This is a genomic window from Acinetobacter sp. BZX-2 (assembly GCF_055179795.1).
This window is the reverse complement of the sequence record NZ_CM143686.1, coordinates 3,359,099-3,376,734: the sequence shown is the minus strand read 5'-3', so window position 1 is coordinate 3,376,734 and position 17,636 is coordinate 3,359,099. Positions and strand designations below refer to the sequence as shown.

The window sequence follows — 17,636 nt, the reverse complement described above, 5'->3', positions numbered from 1 at the left end:
TTCTAAGCGACATTCATATGATCTTTTATAAAAAAAGTTTTAAAACCAATCGCTTGGGTCATCGATTAAGGCATCTAAAAGTGGCTGCCATTGTTGTTGAATGGTGATGAAATTCTTTTGCGTTTTATCGAAAATGGTTAAGCCGTGCATTGCCAATAGACCATAGGCACTACGTTCAGATATCCATGCGACAGGCTTCTGCTCAATTTTATCAAAAAACTGCTGAATATCCTTAGCGCTGGCACTATTTGGTTTCATACGGTTTGCAACCAAATGCACAGCAACTTTACCTTTACGAATTTTCTTAATCTCTTGAATATGCTTGAGAAAACGTTTGGTACTGTCGATATCGAAAAATGAAGGCTGTAATGGGGTAACAACAGCATGACATTCACTAATCAATTGTTCCGCATGCTCACCAGTCAATGCGCCCGGAGCATCAATCACTAAATAATCTAAATTTTTAGGTGCATCACCAATCGATTTCTCATGTCGCCAATCTAAACTTTGAATCCGAGCAGCATCTTCGGGACGATGTTTTAACCATTGCATTGCTGATTTTTGTGTATCGGCATCGGCTAGAGCGACTTTATAACCTTTTTGTGCAAGTGCAGAAGCCAATGTTATTGCTGTAATTGTTTTACCGCAGCCACCTTTTAAGTTTGCAATGAGGATCGTTTTCATGATTTGACAATTTTTTAGGCAAGTAATCGTTTGTCTTAGCTTAGCATTAATTTGTCATGTGTAGGTTACACATGACAAAAGTCTAGTAGTTGTTTACATTGTGCAGTGTGTTGTTTTTGGAAGAAAAGCATGTCCATTTGGATGGCAATGTTAATAGGTGCATGTATCGGCATCGTTTTAACCACAATTGTTTTGTCGAGTACACGTAACGGCAAAATTAAAGCTGAATACGAGCAATATATTGCTGAATTAGAGCTAGAGCATCAGCAGACATTGGCCAGTGCGCAAAAGCGTAGTGTCAATACCAGTCGTGCAGTTCTAAAAGGCAAAATGGCAGAGCAAATGGCACCGATCATGCCTGAATTTCGTTATTTACCCAGTGATGCTAAGTTTTTAGGTGACCCTATTGATTATGTTGTCTTTGATGGCTACACCGATTTTCGTGATGGTGACGGCTTGGCAGAGGATATTGAGGTGGTGTTCATCGATATTAAAAGTGGTGGTGCACGTTTAACCAAAGGTCAACAGGCCATTGCTCAGGCGGTTCATGAAGGGCGAGTGCGCTTTGAAACGATTCGAATTGATTTTGAGGGGTAGGATTTGAAATGTATTTTTTTAAATTTAATTTATATTGTATTGATTTTTATAATGTAAATCTAAGACTAGATGAAAGGTATAGAAGATATTGTTAAATTTTGATATTTTAAATTTTTAGCAAAAATTAATAAATAAAATGAAAGCATTAATAACTAGAGGTTGTATTACAGATCATGGTGGAATTATTTATGAGGCAGATGACTCCTTTATCATTGAAGGAGCTGCTGTTCATTTGGATGGTATGAAGCATTTTTGTCCTCAATGTAATGTTATTTCTTATGCTATTGCATCTAACTCAGGTTTCATGGTGGTTGGAACAAGAACTATTGTTGGAAATGGAGATTCATCAACCTGTGGTGCAAGATACATCAAAAATCAGGATTTAGTTATCCGTGATGGTGATACCAATAGGCACACCACAGCAAGCAATTCAAATGAATTGTTAAAACAGAAAAATGTGTTTGATGAGCAAATTGTTGCTATAGATCAAGATGGTCAATATTTACCTAATATAGCATTTTATATTGAAACAGCTGAAGGGGAAATCTATCAAGGTATGACTGATTCAGAAGGAAAAACATCAAGAGTTACGACTAATTCGAGTGGTGAATTAAAAATATGGTTAGGTGATGATGCTGAGTTAATGATAGATAAATAAGGCAAGGTAAATGATTACTCCAACAGGAACGGCATTAACCAATCAAAAGAAAGGTTCAATTCAAAAAATAACAGTCACTCGAAAAAATAGGATTATTGTTTGGGGTGGAGCATATAGTAGAAGTGACAATAATACATTTAGAGATGCGGCTAATAATCTTGAAAGAATGTATAAAGAAAAATATGGTGAGAAGTTTAATTACTATATTCGTGAGGTTAAGATAAGACAGGATTTAGTTGACTTAATTAATCGGCAACCTGATAACAGCATTAAGTCATTAGACATATTCACTCATGGTGGGAAAAATTCTCTTTATATGGTGAGTGTTAGGGAGGGAGATGGTAGCTCGATATTTAACAAAAATTGGTTATATAGATATGTTGTGAATGATGAAACATTTGAAACACCTTATTTAAAATCATTAAACATGAATGTATTTACAATAAATACAAAAATTGAAGTACATGGCTGTAAAACTGCTGAAAATCCGAAAGGAGAAAATAATCTAGTAAGTTATTGGTCACATTTTCTATATCAGTCTGGTAAGACTAAGTCTGTAACCATTGGCCATACAACGAATACGAGCCCATTGATCAATGGCGTAACAACCAAAGCAAAGGAGCAGTCCTATATGTGGCTTGAAAGAGCTATTTATAAAAATGGGAAACTGATACGAACAACAAATCAAAAGGGCTTCTTAGATGAAGAGGCTTTAACAAAATAGGAAGAGTATCGTGATAAGTGAGGCAACATTTTTTACACAATCATTACTTTATTTTTGTCTATTACTTTTTTTTATTTTTGGTATTTGTGCTTTTGTAAGTTTAGTTAAGCCTTCATTATTTATTCGTTGTAAATTACCGAGCCACAGATTTTATCAATTTATTATTTTTTTGATCCTATCTTTGGCATTTTTTGGAATAGCACATATTTTTATACCTGAAGGATTCCCATAACTCTCCAATGTTGATTTAGCTTTAATATTGAAAATAAGGAATTTTTCACTGGTAAAATAAATACTATTAAGCATTTGTTTTATGTGAATAATTCTAATCTAAGCTTGATTCCGAGTTGGTTTTACGGCTTTAATGTTTCTGTATAGTGGTTGGATTGCTATGCCAAAAAGAATGACCTTAAAGCCGCATTTATTACATTTAACCTTTAATTTAAATGTAGAGTTCACCAATTAAATTTTAGAACTCAACCTTTTGCGCCCTTGCCATAAACATTCGTCGAGCGACTTTAGGAAGATTCTCGGCATCAAAATAGTATTTTTCAGAAAATTTGAAATTTGCATTTAATAGCTCAAGTTCAATATTCCGATTGAGATGACAACCATCTGCAATCACTTTTTGTACAGGAGTGAGTACATCCTGTAATTTTTTCAATAACTTATTGTCTTGATATTGCACATGCTCAATCAAATGCAATGTACCATTGGGCTTTAAAACACGATGGATTTCTTGAAGGGCTTTGCCTAATTCGGCAATACTACACAACGTCCATGTACTGACAATACTATCCACTGAATTGTCCGCAAAAGGCAGTTTTTCAGCACTGGCTTGAATATGTTGCACATGAAAGGGCGCATCTAAAACACGTTTTTTAGCCAAATCATAAACATCACGATTAGGTTCAAGTGCATAAATTTGATCAACTTCTTGATAAAAAGGCAGATTAAGCCCCGTCCCAAAACCAATTTCGAGTACATCACCACGAACTTTGCTGAGTAATTCTGCGCGACCTTGCATCAAACTCGGTGTTTGCATGATTTGATTGAGTAGGTGTGGAAAAACCCGTTGTTGATAAAATTTATAAACCATATTTTTAGGCTGTTGTTTTGCTATTGCTTTGATTTTAACGAAAGCGGGGACTAAACATAAGACAAAAAGATGACGAAATATCTGTATTTTGTTACTGAAACTCGATTTTTATTTTATTCAGTATTGTTAATAATAAACATGAATATTGAGCCTATTTGATGTGTGATTTATTCAAGGTTTACATTTAAAGTGATAACAGAGAAGGGCATGTGATGACCAAAAAACTTATTTATGCAGCAGCGTTGATTCTGAGTGCATTTCAGGTCAATGCTTCTCAATCTGTAGGTGTATCTCCTGAATTTAACATAGCCAATGGTTTAGCACCTGTCGATCAATATCAAAAAATTTCTGTTTTAGAACCATTTCATGGTGAGTTTCGGATTTTAGGTTCGAAAGAATATAGTACGGATGAACAAGCCAAGTTTTCTCCGATTGATTATGCGGTGACACGTGGTATGTTCACTGCACCTGATATTGCACGTCAAATCTCGATTAATCAGTATGATCGTTATTTAAATTGGCAAATGGCAAAACCACCGATTCCAGCACAGTATGCGACACAGTTGGTCAGTAATATGCATATTATTCCTGCCAATCCAACGATTGCCAAAGCCATTAAAAAAGTGAAACGTGGTGATTTGGTACGCTTAAAAGGCGATTTGGTTCAGGTCAACGATAAAAATCTAGTTTGGAAATCTGCATTGGACTGGAATGGTGTAGGTGATGGTGCATGCAAACTGATTCGCGTAGATTCAATTCAATGGATTGAAAAGCAGAACATTTAGATTCTCATTTGAGCCTTATTCAAGAAGGTGATAAGGTATGTGCTGAAATGATAAGCAAATACTGTCAAAAAGAGTGGATAAATGAAAGGTTTAGTGTGTTTTAGCCTCGTTTTTTTTAGTGTGGGAATGAGCGCTTGTCATGCGCCTTCAGCCCCCGTTGTTAAAACACATGAGTACACACCAGAGCAAAAGTGTGCGACCTTAAAAGATATGAAAGTGGGTGAAGTGTTGGTTTTTAATGCACCTGAAAACCCAAGTACAGGCTATCAGTGGCAATTACAACAACCTTTAAAAATTTTTAAAACAGAAGAAACATATTTACAAAATCACGTCGATGAAAAAGCAGTTGGCGTTGCTGGAACGAAAACCTTCCGCTTTACTGCTGAAAAGCCTGGACAGGACTATATTCAATTGGTTCATGTTCGTGCTTGGGAGTCATCTAAAGAACCTGATCAGAAATGGTTATGTCGTATACGTGTGTCTTAAATAATTTTTGGGTGAATTTTAAAAGAGTCTTATCCCACCCCAATATTGATTTAATTTAGCGGAATGGTATCCATTTAAAGTTAATATATAATTAAAAAGTGAACACTACCTTAAATAACATTGAAAATTTAAATTAATTTGCGTAGGTAAGGCTTTACTTTTCAAGGATGAAAAGTAACAAAAATCCTTTGTTGGTCAAAGGGGATATCCTATCGCCCTTGACCAACGGCGGCATCCATGCCGCCTACGCGGTAGCAATATCATGTATGTCAATAGGTGGAAAAAACAGTTTTATATAACAAGTTAATTATATTGATCGAAATTAGCTTTTTGGTTGTATCTTGTTCCAATGCTCAAGCTGCTCATCCGCCGTGAGCATATCGCCCATCCCTTTTAAAGTATCACTCGGATGATCTTGCTCAGGGCTGGTCGGTGTCGTTGATGGCTTTTTCTCATCATAGATTTTGGCTTGGATTTCCCAGTATTGATAATACAAACCTTGAATATAGCGGCCTTGTTCGGTTTTTAAATCCAATTCTTTTAGCATGGTTAATGCAGACTCAATACCATCTCGTTTAAGTTGATGATCAATTTCTGCTGTTAAATTACCCTCAACGCTACGTTTCTTTAAATCAGCTTCAAGCGCATTGTTATTCTCAGCCAACTTTTGTTGATATTCTTCTAGTACAACAATGTCATGTGCATCATCTGGAGTATTTGGAAATGCTTTAATGGGCTTAGTTTTCAGTTGATCCATCACCTCCTGTGAAGTATTTTTTGTTTCTGAATCATGATTTGGTTGCGCATCGTTTTTGGGTGTACAAGCCGTAGTCAAAATAAGTGTAGCCAACAATCCAGAGATGAGGATTGGGCGGAAAAATGGATTGATCATATTATTCACCATATCGCTTTCAAGTTATGGGTTAAGGTTCTAACTTTTTAAAGTTGTATGCATAGGTGACATAAGGAAAGTCAATTTCATCTTGAGGTCGTTTGCCAGTATATTCAAAAATAATCTGTTCAAACTGCTGTTTTAATTTGAGCTGCTCAGTTTCAGACATTGCCGCAATAAAACTGATCGAAAGGAATCGTTTACTCACCACATTTTCGACTGTACCTGTTTGTACTTGTGAGAAAATTTGAGTGCTTTCCAGTTGGAATAAAAACTGGTTTTCAAAGACCTGTTTCCATTGCCCACTGTGGTAACGAGGTGTGTCTCCTTCAATCGGTAAGAGCACATTGGTCAATGCTTTGACCCAATCGGTCTGCTCATCTCGTTGATTCCAAATCAGTCCTAAATGTCCATTTTGCTTTAAGATTTGATGGATTTCATTCAAGGTTTCAATGTTGGCAAACCAGTGGAAAGATTGAGCGCATAGAACCGCATCAATACTTGCTGAATTGAGTGGAATTTGGTCACTCTTGGCTTGTAGTGTTTGTACATCAGGATGTACTATTTTCAACTGTTCCAACATTTCTGTGACAGGTTCGACAGCTGTGATATGTGGCGTAATTTGTTTTAAATAAGGTAGGAATTTTCCAGTACCCGCACCCAAGTCAACGACATTGGAATGGGTATTGAGTTTTAGATCTTCTTTTAACCATTTTACAATGTCTTGTGGGTAATCGGGACGCACTTGTTGATAAAGTTCAGCGGCAGAACTGAAACCTTTTTGAGCAGCAGGATGTAAGGAATGTGTCATATTTTGCGCTTTTTAATCTGCTTAGATTCTATAAAATATGACACTTGATGCAATGAATAGGCAAGTCGTCTGTTTATTTAATTTTAGCTAAAATCAGAGAGCCTAAGCTCGGTGTTGCGAATGGATAAGCAAATAATTTTTGAAGATGATCATATTAGAGCGATCTATTTACCAGGCAATTCAAATACTTTAGTTCTCTCATTTGGTGACTTGATCACTCGTGCCAAAGGACTTTCGATCAATGCTGAAAAGTCATTGATGAAATATGATTATGCTGTGGTTGGTATTATGCCAAAGCAAAAATCATGGTTTCCTGCCATGAGTATGGCTGGATTGTTAGAACAGCTACAGCCGATCTTAAATCAATTTAAAAATATTGTCGGCTATGGCGGTTCGATGGGTGGTTATGCTGCCATTAAATACGCTCAACCTTTGCAAATGAATCGTGTCGTGGCAATGGTTCCTCAGTATTCAATCGATCCTACCGAGGTTGAAGATAAACGCTATACCGATTTTTATGATGCTGAGCTGAATGCAGAGATGCGTATTCAGGCGCAGGATATCGTTGCAGATTGTGAATATATTATTGTTTATGACCCTTATTTTGAAAATGACAAAGAACATTATTTAAAAATAAAACCCTTAATCCCCCAATTACACACATTGCATTTACCTTATACAGGGCATGATGCGATAGCGGTTCTAGCCAATTCTGCCTTATTGCATGATTTTATTGAACGTCCTTACGACCAGACTTATTTTTATAAGCAAATTCGTGAGGTGAAGAAAAACAGTAAATTCTACTATCGTAGTGTGATTGCGCATTTGCTTGGAACGCACAATGAGGCACTTGGTAAAATATTAAAAGGAATTGATATTCAACTGGATAGCACCTTTTTTGATGCCAGTTTAAAACAAACCATTACCCGAATTTTATTGACCAATAAACGTGTAGATGAACAAGATTTACAAAAATTGGGTATTCAGGTCAATTTTGCTTTTGAAGATAAAAATCAACTCAAAGACTATTATGGAAATATCTTGGTTTTTAATGTGATTACGCAAAAGTTAGAAAGTTATGATCAACAAGTCATTGATGTGAATGGGAAATATATCATTCCATTGCATGTTGAAAATAGTGGCTTGGCACAGGTTGAAATTAAAAAACAAACCTATTTGATTTGTATGAATGACCGCCGTGTGACCAAACTATTTAAGCAAGATGATGCTTTATCTTTAGATATGAACCCAATTGTCATTCGAAAATGTACAGACTTTTATGTACTTTCGTATAAAGACTTATACATGAGTTGTGATGTACAAGGGCAAGTCACATTTGATGATGAAAGTTTAAATGAGTTCTGTCATTTTAAAATTTCTTAGCATGATTAAGCCGATGTTTTTAATTAGGAGTTTTTATATTAATTACATCGGTTTAAATCAGTTGTTGGGAATAAGGCTTTATAGTTTTTAAAGTCTTGTTGAACTTGAGGGTCATCTAATTTCAGTATATGACTTGCATCCTGATAGATATCGGTAACATGCAGTAATGAACCTTCTTCGCCCTTTTTATAGTGATATTTAAATATTTTATGGCTGGCTTTATACAACTTTCCATAAATAAAAAAGTAATGATATAAATGGTTTTGATTGGATAAATAGAAACGAGCATCTATACGACAGCCCAGATCCAGTTGGACAAGTTCAAAATAATTACCATCATGTGATGAATATTTTTCAATATTTTCAACTGACTGCAATAGGTTTTCTTTTGCAAAACTTTGTATGTTGAACAATGTTAGGCCGAGGATCAAAAGCCATTTTTTTAGTTTTTTCATGATTATTTTGAAAGCGTGAAAGTAAAGAATATAGATTTAAACACTAAGATTTGAAACTAAAAATCGCAATATTTTGATCTTAGTTTAAATGAAAAGTTGAATAGTTATTTGTCCTGAATCAATATCAGTTATGATGATGAAAATAAGGACATCATTTTATAAGACTTGTCAGCATTCGTAGGATTTTCAAATGCAAAAAAAAATGACGAAGAAAGTAAATTTACCAAAACAAGAACGTACTCAAAAGCGTATGGAAAAGGTGATTGCGACCACGCAAGAGTTGCTTCTAGCGGTTGGAATTGAAAAAATTTCTATTCCTGAAATTGCCAATGCATCGGGCGTTCCACGAACCAGCATTTACCAGTTTTTCCCCAGTAAGTACGATATTTTACGACATATTGCGTTAATGCATTTAAATGTATTGATTAAACAGTTAGGGCAAGCCGCGGTACGCGTATTAACAGATAGCCCAAAAGCATCGGTGGAAGAAAGTGGTAAATTGCTTACAGCCAGTTTAATTCGAACCACGGCCAATTTTTTTAATGAATCTGATGTTGCGAGTCTAATTATCCTCAGTGGGCCATTTACACGACAGGCTTATCTAGAATACCAAGTTGAACTCAAAAAACTCAGTGACGGTGTTCGTAAGGCTTTGGAAATGATCAAGGTCGAAAGTTATGTACCTCAGAACCCAGATGTATTAACGGTGATCATGGAGCTGATTTTCACTTATATGAAGCATGGTTATTATAATGATAGCTATATTTCCGAAGAGATTATTCAAGAAGCATATCGGATGGTGATCGCTTATTTATGGTCACTTAAAAATAATTTACATCCTATTTCCCAAGTTTAATATTTACGGTACTTTTACAATAAGTAGAAATAAATTATTTAAATTTTGAATAGATCAGTGAGTTAAGCAATGAAGGCTGTATTTTTAGATTATGAATCTTTAGATAAAAATGACTTGGATTTTACCCAGTTAAAAACAGCTTTTGATGAACTTGTTCTTTATCCATCAACTACATCTGAGCAAGTGATTGAACGTGTTCAGGGGGTAGATGTAATTATCACCAATAAAGTGCTGATTGATGCAAAGACGATTGAGCAATCTCCGCAGCTGAAGTTAATCCTTATTTCTGCAACAGGCACCAATAATGTCGATTTAGAGCAAGCTAAGTCCAACGGTGTTGTGGTGTGTAATTGTCAGGGTTATGGCACTTCAGCAGTTGCACAGCATACGATTTCGTTAATGCTGGCATTATCCACATCATTATTAAAATATGATCATGCTGTGAAACAAGGACAATGGAACAAGTCGCCCATTTTCTGCTTACTGGATTTTCCTATTGTTGAACTGTCAGGCAAGACACTGGGCATTCTCGGTTATGGGGAACTCGGTAAAGCAGTTGCTAAACTTGCCGAAGCTTTTGGCATGAAGATACTCGTTGGCGCATTACCTCACCGTGGCGGCGATAAAACTCGTGTACCACTCGCCGAATTACTTCCTCAAGTAGATTTCCTGAGTTTGCACTGCCCATTAACAGACGAAACCAAAGATTTAATCAGTACGCCACAATTTGATTTAATGAAGGACTCGGCATTTCTAATCAACTGCGCACGGGGCGGTATTGTCAATGAGCAAGCCCTAGCCGATGCTTTAAGACAAGGTAAAATTGCAGGTGCAGCAACAGATGTACTTTCAGTAGAACCCCCAAAGCAGGGCAATGTATTATTGGCTGAGGATATTCCCAATTTAATTATTACCCCACACAGTGCATGGGGCAGTGTAGAAGCACGACAACGCATGGTAAATCAGTTGTATGAGAATGCTAAAGCGTTTAAAAATGGACAGGTTATACGCCAAGTAAATGGCTAAAGGTTCTTCATCTCTCTCGCTAATTTTATTGCGAGGAAGATTAAAACGTATGAAGTAAACCCTAATAGAGCCATGAAGTTTGTCAATAAATGCAGACTAACGTGGAACACCTGTTTCATCATTTGATGGATTGCTTGCCTTTGAATTATTCGAGCGATTTGCATTGCTACTGTTTGAATCGGTGGGGCTTGGATTATTCTCAATGGGTAAAGATTGTTTCTTAATCTCTGGTTCTTCGGAAACATTATTTTGAGATTGTGCTACTGTTGGTTGAGCAGGTTGAGCAGGTTGAGCAGGTTGAGCAGGTTGAGCAGGTTGAGCAGGTTGAGCAGGTTGAGCAGGTTCAGCAATGACAGGAGCTTGTGTAGCGATTGGCGCTGTAGCAGGCATGGCATTATTCATGCTACTGTTCGGTGATGTTGAAGATTGACTTAAACGCCCTTGTTCAATCGGTATATTTGCACTGGTTTTACCCATAATTTTATCTTTGGTTTGTTCTACTTTTTTAACTGCGGTATCAATCCCTTGACGAGTGTTATCACGTGCAATCGTTGCCTGTTCGGTGGTGTAGGTTTTAGTATTTTCAATGGTTTCATCAATTTGTGGTTTTATTTTTTGAATACCTTTTTCAGTGGCATTTCCAACTTTTTCAGCAGTATTTTGAACCGCTGTGCCTGTTTTATGAGCCAGTACTCTGAAAATATTTGGATTGTCACCATAAGGCTGGGTTTTGTTAGTATCCTCTGTTTGTGCATATAGTGATGGCGTAGTTAACATAGCAGTGACTATATATATAGCTTTGATTTTATTCATTAACACACTTATCTCTCTCTGCTGATTTCTGTTGAATCATCAACTTAAATAATATTGTCACTATCCTACTGTTTTATTGTTTGAATAGATTGATTATTAGGAAAATGAGTACAGAAAAACACATATCTCTACATTGCTAAGATTAAAAAAATTCATTTTGCATAAAAGCCCACCGAGGTGAGCTTTTCTGTATATAAATTCAATGAGACGACGCTTATTTTGTCGCTACTTTTGCTTCCGTCGATACGCCAACTTTTGCACTACCTATAGGTGTTTTTACTTGAGTTTGCGTGTTCACATTTACATTCGCAGGTTTCGGCTTCACAACATCTTTGGTTTTTTGCCAAGTTTTGCTTGTTGCTGCTTTAGTTTTGTCTTTGGCTTTCACAGCTGTTTGTTTGGTGTTTTTAGCAGCTTTAGAACTCAATTCCTTGGTATTTTTCCAAGCACCTTTTGTCGCTGTTTTACCTTTATCTACGCCGTTCTCGATACCATCACCTACTTTGTCAGCAGTATTTTTTGTACCATCCCAAGCATCTTTAGAGACTTCACGGGTTTTGTCTACACCTTTTTCAATGCCATGACCTGCTTTGTCGGCAGCGTTTTTAGTACCATCCCATGCATCTTTAGACACATCACGAGTTTTATCTACGCCTTTTTCAACGCCGTCACCTACTTTGGTTGCAACATTTTTGGTGCCATCCCATGCATCTTTAGACACATCACGAGTTTTATCGATACCTTTTTCAACGCCGTCACCTACTTTTGTTGCCACATTTTTGGTGCCGTCCCACGCATCTTTAGAGACATCACGGGTTTTATCGACAGTTTTGTCTACGCCTTTTTCAATACCATTGCCGACTTTGCCTGCCACATTTTTAGTACCGTCCCAAGCGTCTTTAGAGACATCACGGGTTTTATCCACGCCTTTTTCGATACCACTACCTACTTTGTCGGCTGTGTTTTGAATACCTTGACCAAGGTTATGTAAAAGTCCGCCTTGTGTATTTACTTCAGCAGACACATTCGCACTGCCATTCACTGTTGTATTTGCAAAAAGAGGAGAACTCGCAATAAGTGCTGTTGCGATGACTGTTGTTTTAAGCATTTTCATATTTGGTTTTATCCTGTGCTTGAATCACATCTAGTTTGAGTCAGCGCTATATTAATCGGAAATAAGTTTGAAAGTTGGTTTTGAGATAAAACATCAACAGCTTATCTACAGAGTTTTAACAAAAATGAAAGAATTGTGAATGGAATTTACAGAGTGAGCATTTTTAACTCATTGATTTATAGGTTTTCAATCTGTTTTATCGTTTTGGAAAGTTACAACTGTAGTCAGTGTTGTTAAGAAATTCTTGAATGAACATGTTTTGTATAAATGCAATCAAGCAGAAAACCATGCTCATTGTTGCAATAAATTGTCTTCGATTTTACGCAAAGCGTTTAAAAGAATTCGTAAGTGAATATAAGAAAATAAAAAAATCACTTAGACATCAAATATTGCCTAAGTGATACTTCATGTTTTTAATTACATTTTTCTAAATTTGATGCTTTAAAATTATTTTTTAGTGAATTGAAATTGTTGATCTTTTCAGGGTTTTGTACGTCAAAAACAGTTTGAGTATTTTCCACTTCCACTTTTACATTGGAAAATGCTGAAATCAATTGATCACCTTTAAAGATCCAGTATTCAGTGGCTTTGCCTGTTTCAAAGTTACCTGTAAATTCGATAAGGCAGTTGTCCTTTTGCTTAATCAAACGTGCCAAGTTGTATTTGGTTGCAGGTTCAGCAGAGATGTTTTTATGTTGTTCGATGACAATAGGGGCGTCGGGGTTTGTCGGTGTCGTTGAGCAAGCGGTGAGGGTTGTTAGAATAGTAGTGAAGAAGATTTTTGCATTCATTGCTTTTAGTCTTGGTAGATTCTAATGAGTTGAGTTTATACAATCCATTGAGAAGATTCAGATTTATTTGGTTTTTGATTGTTAATTTAAGACTGAGTCTATTACATTTTTACATTGAGTTAGTTTATGGTTATATTGTTAATATGACCATAAACTAAGTGATAACAGTGCTCTTAAGTCATTTAAATCATTTAAGAAAGAATTATTTTTGTCATCTATGTGATGTAAAGCAAGGCTATAAACATTATCTGCAATTGGCAAATTATTATTAGTAATTCTTTTAATAAATTCATTAGGGCTATCTGAAATTTTTATAGTATTAATAAATGTATCAAATTGTTCATTACTTAAACTACCACCGTTAAATAGATAACTAAACATAAACGTATTTTGTAATCTTTCGATTAATTGTGATTTTGTTATTTTTTCATTTTCTTTTTGGATAATATGATCTGTTTCTATACTTTGAGAGGCATTTAATAATACTTCTAAATAACTTTTTAATGTTAAATTTAGTGTCTCTAAATGCCTAATTTGGCTTTGAAGTGATTCAAGTTTTTTTAGGTTACTTCTTCTTATGAGAAAGTCTTTAAATAAACCAGACCATTGATCTCTAAGCCATTCCTCTATTTCATTATATTTTTCAAAGGCAAATATTGGATTGTTATTTGGTTTATTATGAATTTCATCAATAAGTTTGAAAATATTAATACTATCTACATGGGCATATTCAATATCAACATTTTTCCGGTTTCGTTTATAAGTTTGATATTCAGCATATACACCTTTCTCAATTAAAATATATGTTGGAATGCCATTCTCACTTGCTGTTTCATATTCTTTTCGCGTAATACTATTGTAATGTGTATATTGATTTTTTTCTTGGTCTAAACTTTCAGAGCTAGTTTCAGAACCATATCTACCACCTATAATTAAAACAAATATATCAGCAGCTTCAGCTTCTCTATAACACGAAATATCTAAAGGATCATCACTTACAAAAGCAATTTGCCCTTTCTCAAATAAAATTGATTCATAACCTAATGAATCAATAAATAAGCTTAATGAAGCACGGATATGTTTTAAGTCATAGTATGTAGAACTAACAAAGATACGTGGTTTAGCCATTATTTTGCTCAAAAAAGAGAACCCCACTTATTTAAGCAGGGTTCTCATTTTATTTCAATAATTTAGCTTAGTGTTGTAACACTGAAATATCCGCAATACTTGTAAACAAGTCGCGTAACTGAGCCAGTAAACGTAAACGGTTTGCTTTCAATTCAGCATCATTTGCCATGACCATTACATTTTCAAAGAATGCATCAATTGGCGCACGTAGCGCAGCTAACTTAGATAGCGCAGCGGTGTAGTCTTTTGCAGCCAAAAGCGGTTGAACCACAGGTAGAATAGCTTGAATCTCTGCATAAAGTGCTTTTTCAGCATCTTCAAGTAATTTAGACTCAACAATTTCACCAGTAGGTGCAGCTTCTTTCGCCAAGATATTCGCAACACGCTTATTTGCAGCAGCCAAAGCAGCAGCTTCAGGCAAACTACGGAAATGATTCACCGCAGTCACACGCTTATCAAAATCAAGAGGTGATTTTGGTGAAAGCGCTTGAACCGCTTGAATTACATCAACTGCAACGCCTTGGTCTTCATATTTCGCACGGTAACGACCTTCAAGGAATGCAACCGCATCCGTTAAAGTTTTGTCATGGTCTTTCAATACATCGCCATAAGCAGCCAAAGCAAGCTTGATCAATTCTTCAATTGAAACATCAAGATTGTTTTCAGTCACTAAACGCAAAATACCAATCGCAGAACGACGTAAAGCAAACGGGTCTTTCGAACCTGTAGGCGCTTGACCAATACCGAAAATACCTGTGAGCGTATCTAAACGATCCGCAAGGGCAATCGTAGTACCAGTTTTAGTTTGCGGTAAAACATCACCCGCAAACTTAGGTAAATATTGCTCACCTAAAGCTTCCGCAACTTCATCATTCTCGCCTTCAATACGTGCATAGTAAGTGCCTGCAATACCTTGAAGTTCTGGGAATTCACCGACCAATTCAGAAGTTAAATCACATTTTGCAAGCAGTGCTGCTTTTTCAGCATCCGCAGAATTTGCACCTGTGATTGCAGATAAAGTTACAGCCAATTTAGCAATACGTTCAGATTTATTCCAAAGCGTACCCAACTGCGCTTGGAAAACCATATTGGCGAGTTTTTCTTTACGAGATGCAAGCGGTTGCTTTTGATCTTGTAAGAAGAAGAATTCAGCATCAGACAAACGAGGGCGTACAACTTTCTCATTCCCTTCAATAATTTGAGTCGGATCTTTCGACTCAATATTTGAAACGGTAATGAAATAAGGCTGTAATTTGTTATCACTATTCACCAAACAGAAATACTTTTGGTTGTCTTGCATGGTGGTGATCAACGCTTCTTGCGGCACAGCAAGGAAACGCTCTTCAAAGCTTGCACGAAGTGCGACAGGCCATTCAACCAATGCAGTCACTTCATCACGTAAATCAGCAGGAACGATCGCAATGGCATTGACTTCATCCGCAAGTGCTTTCACTTGTTGGTCAATGATGGCTTGGCGCTCTTCAAAATTCGCGACAACTTTCGCAGCACGAAGCGCATCTAAGTAAACATCTGCATTGGCTAAAGTAATCGCTTCAGGTGCATGGAAACGATGACCATACGTCACATTGCCTGCTTTATGATCCTGAATCGTTGCATCAACAACATCATTGTCTTTTAACAAGACCACCCATTTTACAGGACGTACAAATTCAGTACGGCTTGCCGCAGAACGCATACGTTTTGCAATAGGAAGGTTATCTAAAGCAGTTTGTAAAATTTGTGGCAGTAAAACATCAAGGCTTTGACCTTGCACATCTTTTAAATAGCATACTTTTTCAACTTTACCTGCTTGGAAAGTTGAAACTTGATCCGCAGTAATGCCTTGACCACGCATAAAGCCTTCAAGTGCTTTGGTTGGCTTACCTTCAGCATCATAAGCAGCTTGTACAGCAGGGCCGTCAAAACGTTTTTGAGTATCTGCTTGAGCACCATCTACATTGATAATTTTCAATGCCAAACGACGAGGTGCTGCATACGCTTCAATTGCTTCAAAAGCTAAACCTGCATCATTTAAACCTTTTACAGTTTCAGCTTGTAATGCATCACGTAAAGTTTTTAAGCTTTTTGGTGGAAGTTCTTCACAGCCGAGTTCAAATAAAACGGTATGTTTAGACATTATTTGTTCTCCGCTGATTTTTCTGCTTGAGCCGCTTCAGCTTCAACCTGAGCTTTCAGTTGAGCTAAAACTTCATCACGTAAATGCGGTTCTGCCATTGGGAAACCAAGCTTGGCACGTGCAGCCACATAACTTTGCGCAATTGAACGTGCCAAAGTACGTACACGTAAAATATAGCGTTGACGCTCAGTCACAGAAATCGCACCACGTGCATCGAGTAAGTTAAAGCTGTGTGATGCTTTGATCACTTGCTCATAGGCAGGCAGTGGAAGTTCAGCTTCCATTAAGCGCGTTGCTTCAGCTTCATAGAAATCGAATAATTCAAACATTTTTTCAACGTTGGCATATTCAAAGTTATAGGTCGATTGCTCAACTTCATTTTGATGGAATACATCGCCATAAGTCACAGTACCAAACTGACCTTTGGTCCAAACCAGATCGTAAACTGAATCGACACCTTGTAGGTACATTGCCAAACGCTCAAGACCGTAAGTGATTTCACCTGTTACTGGGTAACATTCAACACCACCGACTTGTTGGAAGTAGGTAAACTGAGTCACTTCCATACCGTTGAGCCAAACTTCCCAACCTAAGCCCCAAGCACCCAGTGTTGGAGATTCCCAGTTGTCTTCTACGAAACGAATATCGTGAGTAAGGGTATCGATACCAATCGCTTCTAACGAGTCTAGGTACAGTTGTTGGATATTATCTGGGTTTGGTTTTAGTACCACTTGGAACTGGTAGTAGTGTTGCAAACGGTTTGGGTTTTCACCATAACGACCATCTTTAGGACGGCGTGACGGTTGAACGTATGCTGCGTTCCATGTTTCAGGCCCAAGTGCGCGTAAGAATGTTGCAGTGTGGAATGTCCCTGCACCCATTTCCATATCGTAAGGTTGTAAAATGACGCAACCTTGTTCAGCCCAGTAGTTTTGTAAGGCAAGAATTAAGCCTTGGAATGTATCAATGTGCGATATGGCGCGACTCATGCAGCATCCATTATAAATATAAGAAAAAATTGGTTCTAAGTATAAGGATTTTGCGAGTGAGTGGCAAAGGAGTTATGAGAATATCTTTTATTGTTTTCTATAACTTTGTAACGATGATTTATCAACTAGCTCGATCTTAATGGCGATCCAGAAATACAATTTTGTTTTTCTGTTAATGTTATGTTATAACATTTCAATTATAAAAATG

General features: G+C 36.7%; 19 protein-coding genes. 8 read left to right on the top strand and 11 right to left on the bottom strand.

The window, feature by feature from the left end; genetic code table 11:
- Window positions 1-39: 39 nt before the first annotated feature.
- Window positions 40-684, bottom strand: a complete 645-nt coding sequence (locus ACY45D_RS15840) for a ParA family protein (protein WP_463107580.1) — start codon at window positions 682-684, stop codon at window positions 40-42.
- 129 nt (window positions 685-813) lie between these two features.
- On the opposite strand from ACY45D_RS15840, the gene ACY45D_RS15835 reads away from it, so the two are divergent.
- The 3 genes from ACY45D_RS15835 to ACY45D_RS15825 all read left to right on the top strand — a co-directional run bounded on the left by ACY45D_RS15835 (window position 814) and on the right by ACY45D_RS15825 (window position 2,663).
- Window positions 814-1,281, top strand: a complete 468-nt coding sequence (locus ACY45D_RS15835; protein ID WP_463107579.1) for a Holliday junction resolvase-like protein — start codon at window positions 814-816, stop codon at window positions 1,279-1,281.
- 136 nt (window positions 1,282-1,417) lie between these two features.
- Complete coding sequence (locus tag ACY45D_RS15830) at window positions 1,418-1,939, top strand: PAAR domain-containing protein (RefSeq protein WP_463107578.1); 522 nt, start codon at window positions 1,418-1,420, stop codon at window positions 1,937-1,939.
- 10 nt (window positions 1,940-1,949) lie between these two features.
- Window positions 1,950-2,663 carry a hypothetical protein gene (locus ACY45D_RS15825; protein ID WP_463107577.1) on the top strand — a complete coding sequence of 238 codons (714 nt, stop codon included), beginning with the start codon at window positions 1,950-1,952 and terminating at the stop codon, window positions 2,661-2,663.
- A gap of 469 nt (window positions 2,664-3,132) precedes the next feature.
- Here the strand turns inward: ACY45D_RS15825 and ACY45D_RS15820 are convergent, their stop codons facing one another.
- The gene (locus ACY45D_RS15820) at window positions 3,133-3,762 is read right to left on the bottom strand and encodes a class I SAM-dependent methyltransferase (protein ID WP_463107576.1); all 630 of its coding nucleotides are present in this window, start codon (window positions 3,760-3,762) and stop codon (window positions 3,133-3,135) included.
- A 212-nt stretch (window positions 3,763-3,974) separates the two neighbouring features.
- On the opposite strand from ACY45D_RS15820, the gene ACY45D_RS15815 reads away from it, so the two are divergent.
- Together ACY45D_RS15815 and ACY45D_RS15810 are read left to right on the top strand one after the other, a co-directional pair.
- On the top strand, window positions 3,975-4,547 hold the full coding sequence (locus ACY45D_RS15815) for a hypothetical protein (protein WP_463107575.1): 573 nt from the start codon (window positions 3,975-3,977) through the stop codon (window positions 4,545-4,547).
- An 81-nt stretch (window positions 4,548-4,628) separates the two neighbouring features.
- Window positions 4,629-5,033, top strand: coding sequence for a protease inhibitor I42 family protein (locus tag ACY45D_RS15810; RefSeq protein WP_463107574.1), 405 nt, complete (start codon window positions 4,629-4,631; stop codon window positions 5,031-5,033).
- Between the two features lie 322 nt (window positions 5,034-5,355).
- On the opposite strand, the gene ACY45D_RS15805 is transcribed toward ACY45D_RS15810, so the two are convergent.
- Both ACY45D_RS15805 and ACY45D_RS15800 read right to left on the bottom strand, forming a co-directional pair.
- Window positions 5,356-5,925, bottom strand: coding sequence for a hypothetical protein (locus ACY45D_RS15805; RefSeq protein WP_463107573.1), 570 nt, complete (start codon window positions 5,923-5,925; stop codon window positions 5,356-5,358).
- A gap of 31 nt (window positions 5,926-5,956) precedes the next feature.
- Complete coding sequence (locus tag ACY45D_RS15800; RefSeq protein WP_463107572.1) at window positions 5,957-6,736, bottom strand: class I SAM-dependent methyltransferase; 780 nt, start codon at window positions 6,734-6,736, stop codon at window positions 5,957-5,959.
- Between the two features lie 120 nt (window positions 6,737-6,856).
- Here ACY45D_RS15800 and ACY45D_RS15795 point away from each other — a divergent pair, with 120 nt between their 5' ends.
- Window positions 6,857-8,119 carry a hypothetical protein gene (locus ACY45D_RS15795; protein ID WP_463107571.1) on the top strand — a complete coding sequence of 421 codons (1,263 nt, stop codon included), beginning with the start codon at window positions 6,857-6,859 and terminating at the stop codon, window positions 8,117-8,119.
- 38 nt (window positions 8,120-8,157) lie between these two features.
- Here the strand turns inward: ACY45D_RS15795 and ACY45D_RS15790 are convergent, their stop codons facing one another.
- Window positions 8,158-8,574 carry a hypothetical protein gene (locus ACY45D_RS15790; protein WP_463107570.1) on the bottom strand — a complete coding sequence of 139 codons (417 nt, stop codon included), beginning with the start codon at window positions 8,572-8,574 and terminating at the stop codon, window positions 8,158-8,160.
- Between the two features lie 190 nt (window positions 8,575-8,764).
- Between ACY45D_RS15790 and ACY45D_RS15785 the strand changes: the two genes are divergently transcribed.
- A complete protein-coding gene (locus ACY45D_RS15785; RefSeq protein WP_463107569.1) occupies window positions 8,765-9,430 on the top strand; it encodes a TetR/AcrR family transcriptional regulator in 666 nt (221 codons plus the stop codon).
- Between the two features lie 69 nt (window positions 9,431-9,499).
- Window positions 9,500-10,456: a 2-hydroxyacid dehydrogenase gene (locus ACY45D_RS15780; protein WP_463107568.1), complete on the top strand. Its 957-nt coding sequence runs from the start codon at window positions 9,500-9,502 to the stop codon at window positions 10,454-10,456.
- Window positions 10,457-10,552: 96 nt separating this feature from the next.
- On the opposite strand, the gene ACY45D_RS15775 is transcribed toward ACY45D_RS15780, so the two are convergent.
- The 6 genes from ACY45D_RS15775 to glyQ form a co-directional block, all read right to left on the bottom strand.
- Window positions 10,553-11,269: a hypothetical protein gene (locus ACY45D_RS15775; protein WP_463107567.1), complete on the bottom strand. Its 717-nt coding sequence runs from the start codon at window positions 11,267-11,269 to the stop codon at window positions 10,553-10,555.
- A gap of 214 nt (window positions 11,270-11,483) precedes the next feature.
- A complete protein-coding gene (locus tag ACY45D_RS15770) occupies window positions 11,484-12,383 on the bottom strand; it encodes a hypothetical protein (RefSeq protein WP_463107566.1) in 900 nt (299 codons plus the stop codon).
- Window positions 12,384-12,796: 413 nt separating this feature from the next.
- Window positions 12,797-13,174 carry a hypothetical protein gene (locus ACY45D_RS15765; protein WP_463107565.1) on the bottom strand — a complete coding sequence of 126 codons (378 nt, stop codon included), beginning with the start codon at window positions 13,172-13,174 and terminating at the stop codon, window positions 12,797-12,799.
- Window positions 13,175-13,312: 138 nt separating this feature from the next.
- Complete coding sequence (locus tag ACY45D_RS15760) at window positions 13,313-14,302, bottom strand: DUF4062 domain-containing protein (protein WP_463107564.1); 990 nt, start codon at window positions 14,300-14,302, stop codon at window positions 13,313-13,315.
- Window positions 14,303-14,369: 67 nt separating this feature from the next.
- Entirely contained in the window at window positions 14,370-16,439 is a 2,070-nt protein-coding gene (gene glyS, locus ACY45D_RS15755) for a glycine--tRNA ligase subunit beta (protein WP_463107563.1), read from the bottom strand.
- Window positions 16,439-17,428 carry a glycine--tRNA ligase subunit alpha gene (glyQ, locus tag ACY45D_RS15750; RefSeq protein ID WP_004978878.1) on the bottom strand — a complete coding sequence of 330 codons (990 nt, stop codon included), beginning with the start codon at window positions 17,426-17,428 and terminating at the stop codon, window positions 16,439-16,441. Before glyQ ends, glyS begins: the two co-directional genes overlap by 1 nt.
- Window positions 17,429-17,636 lie beyond the last annotated feature (208 nt).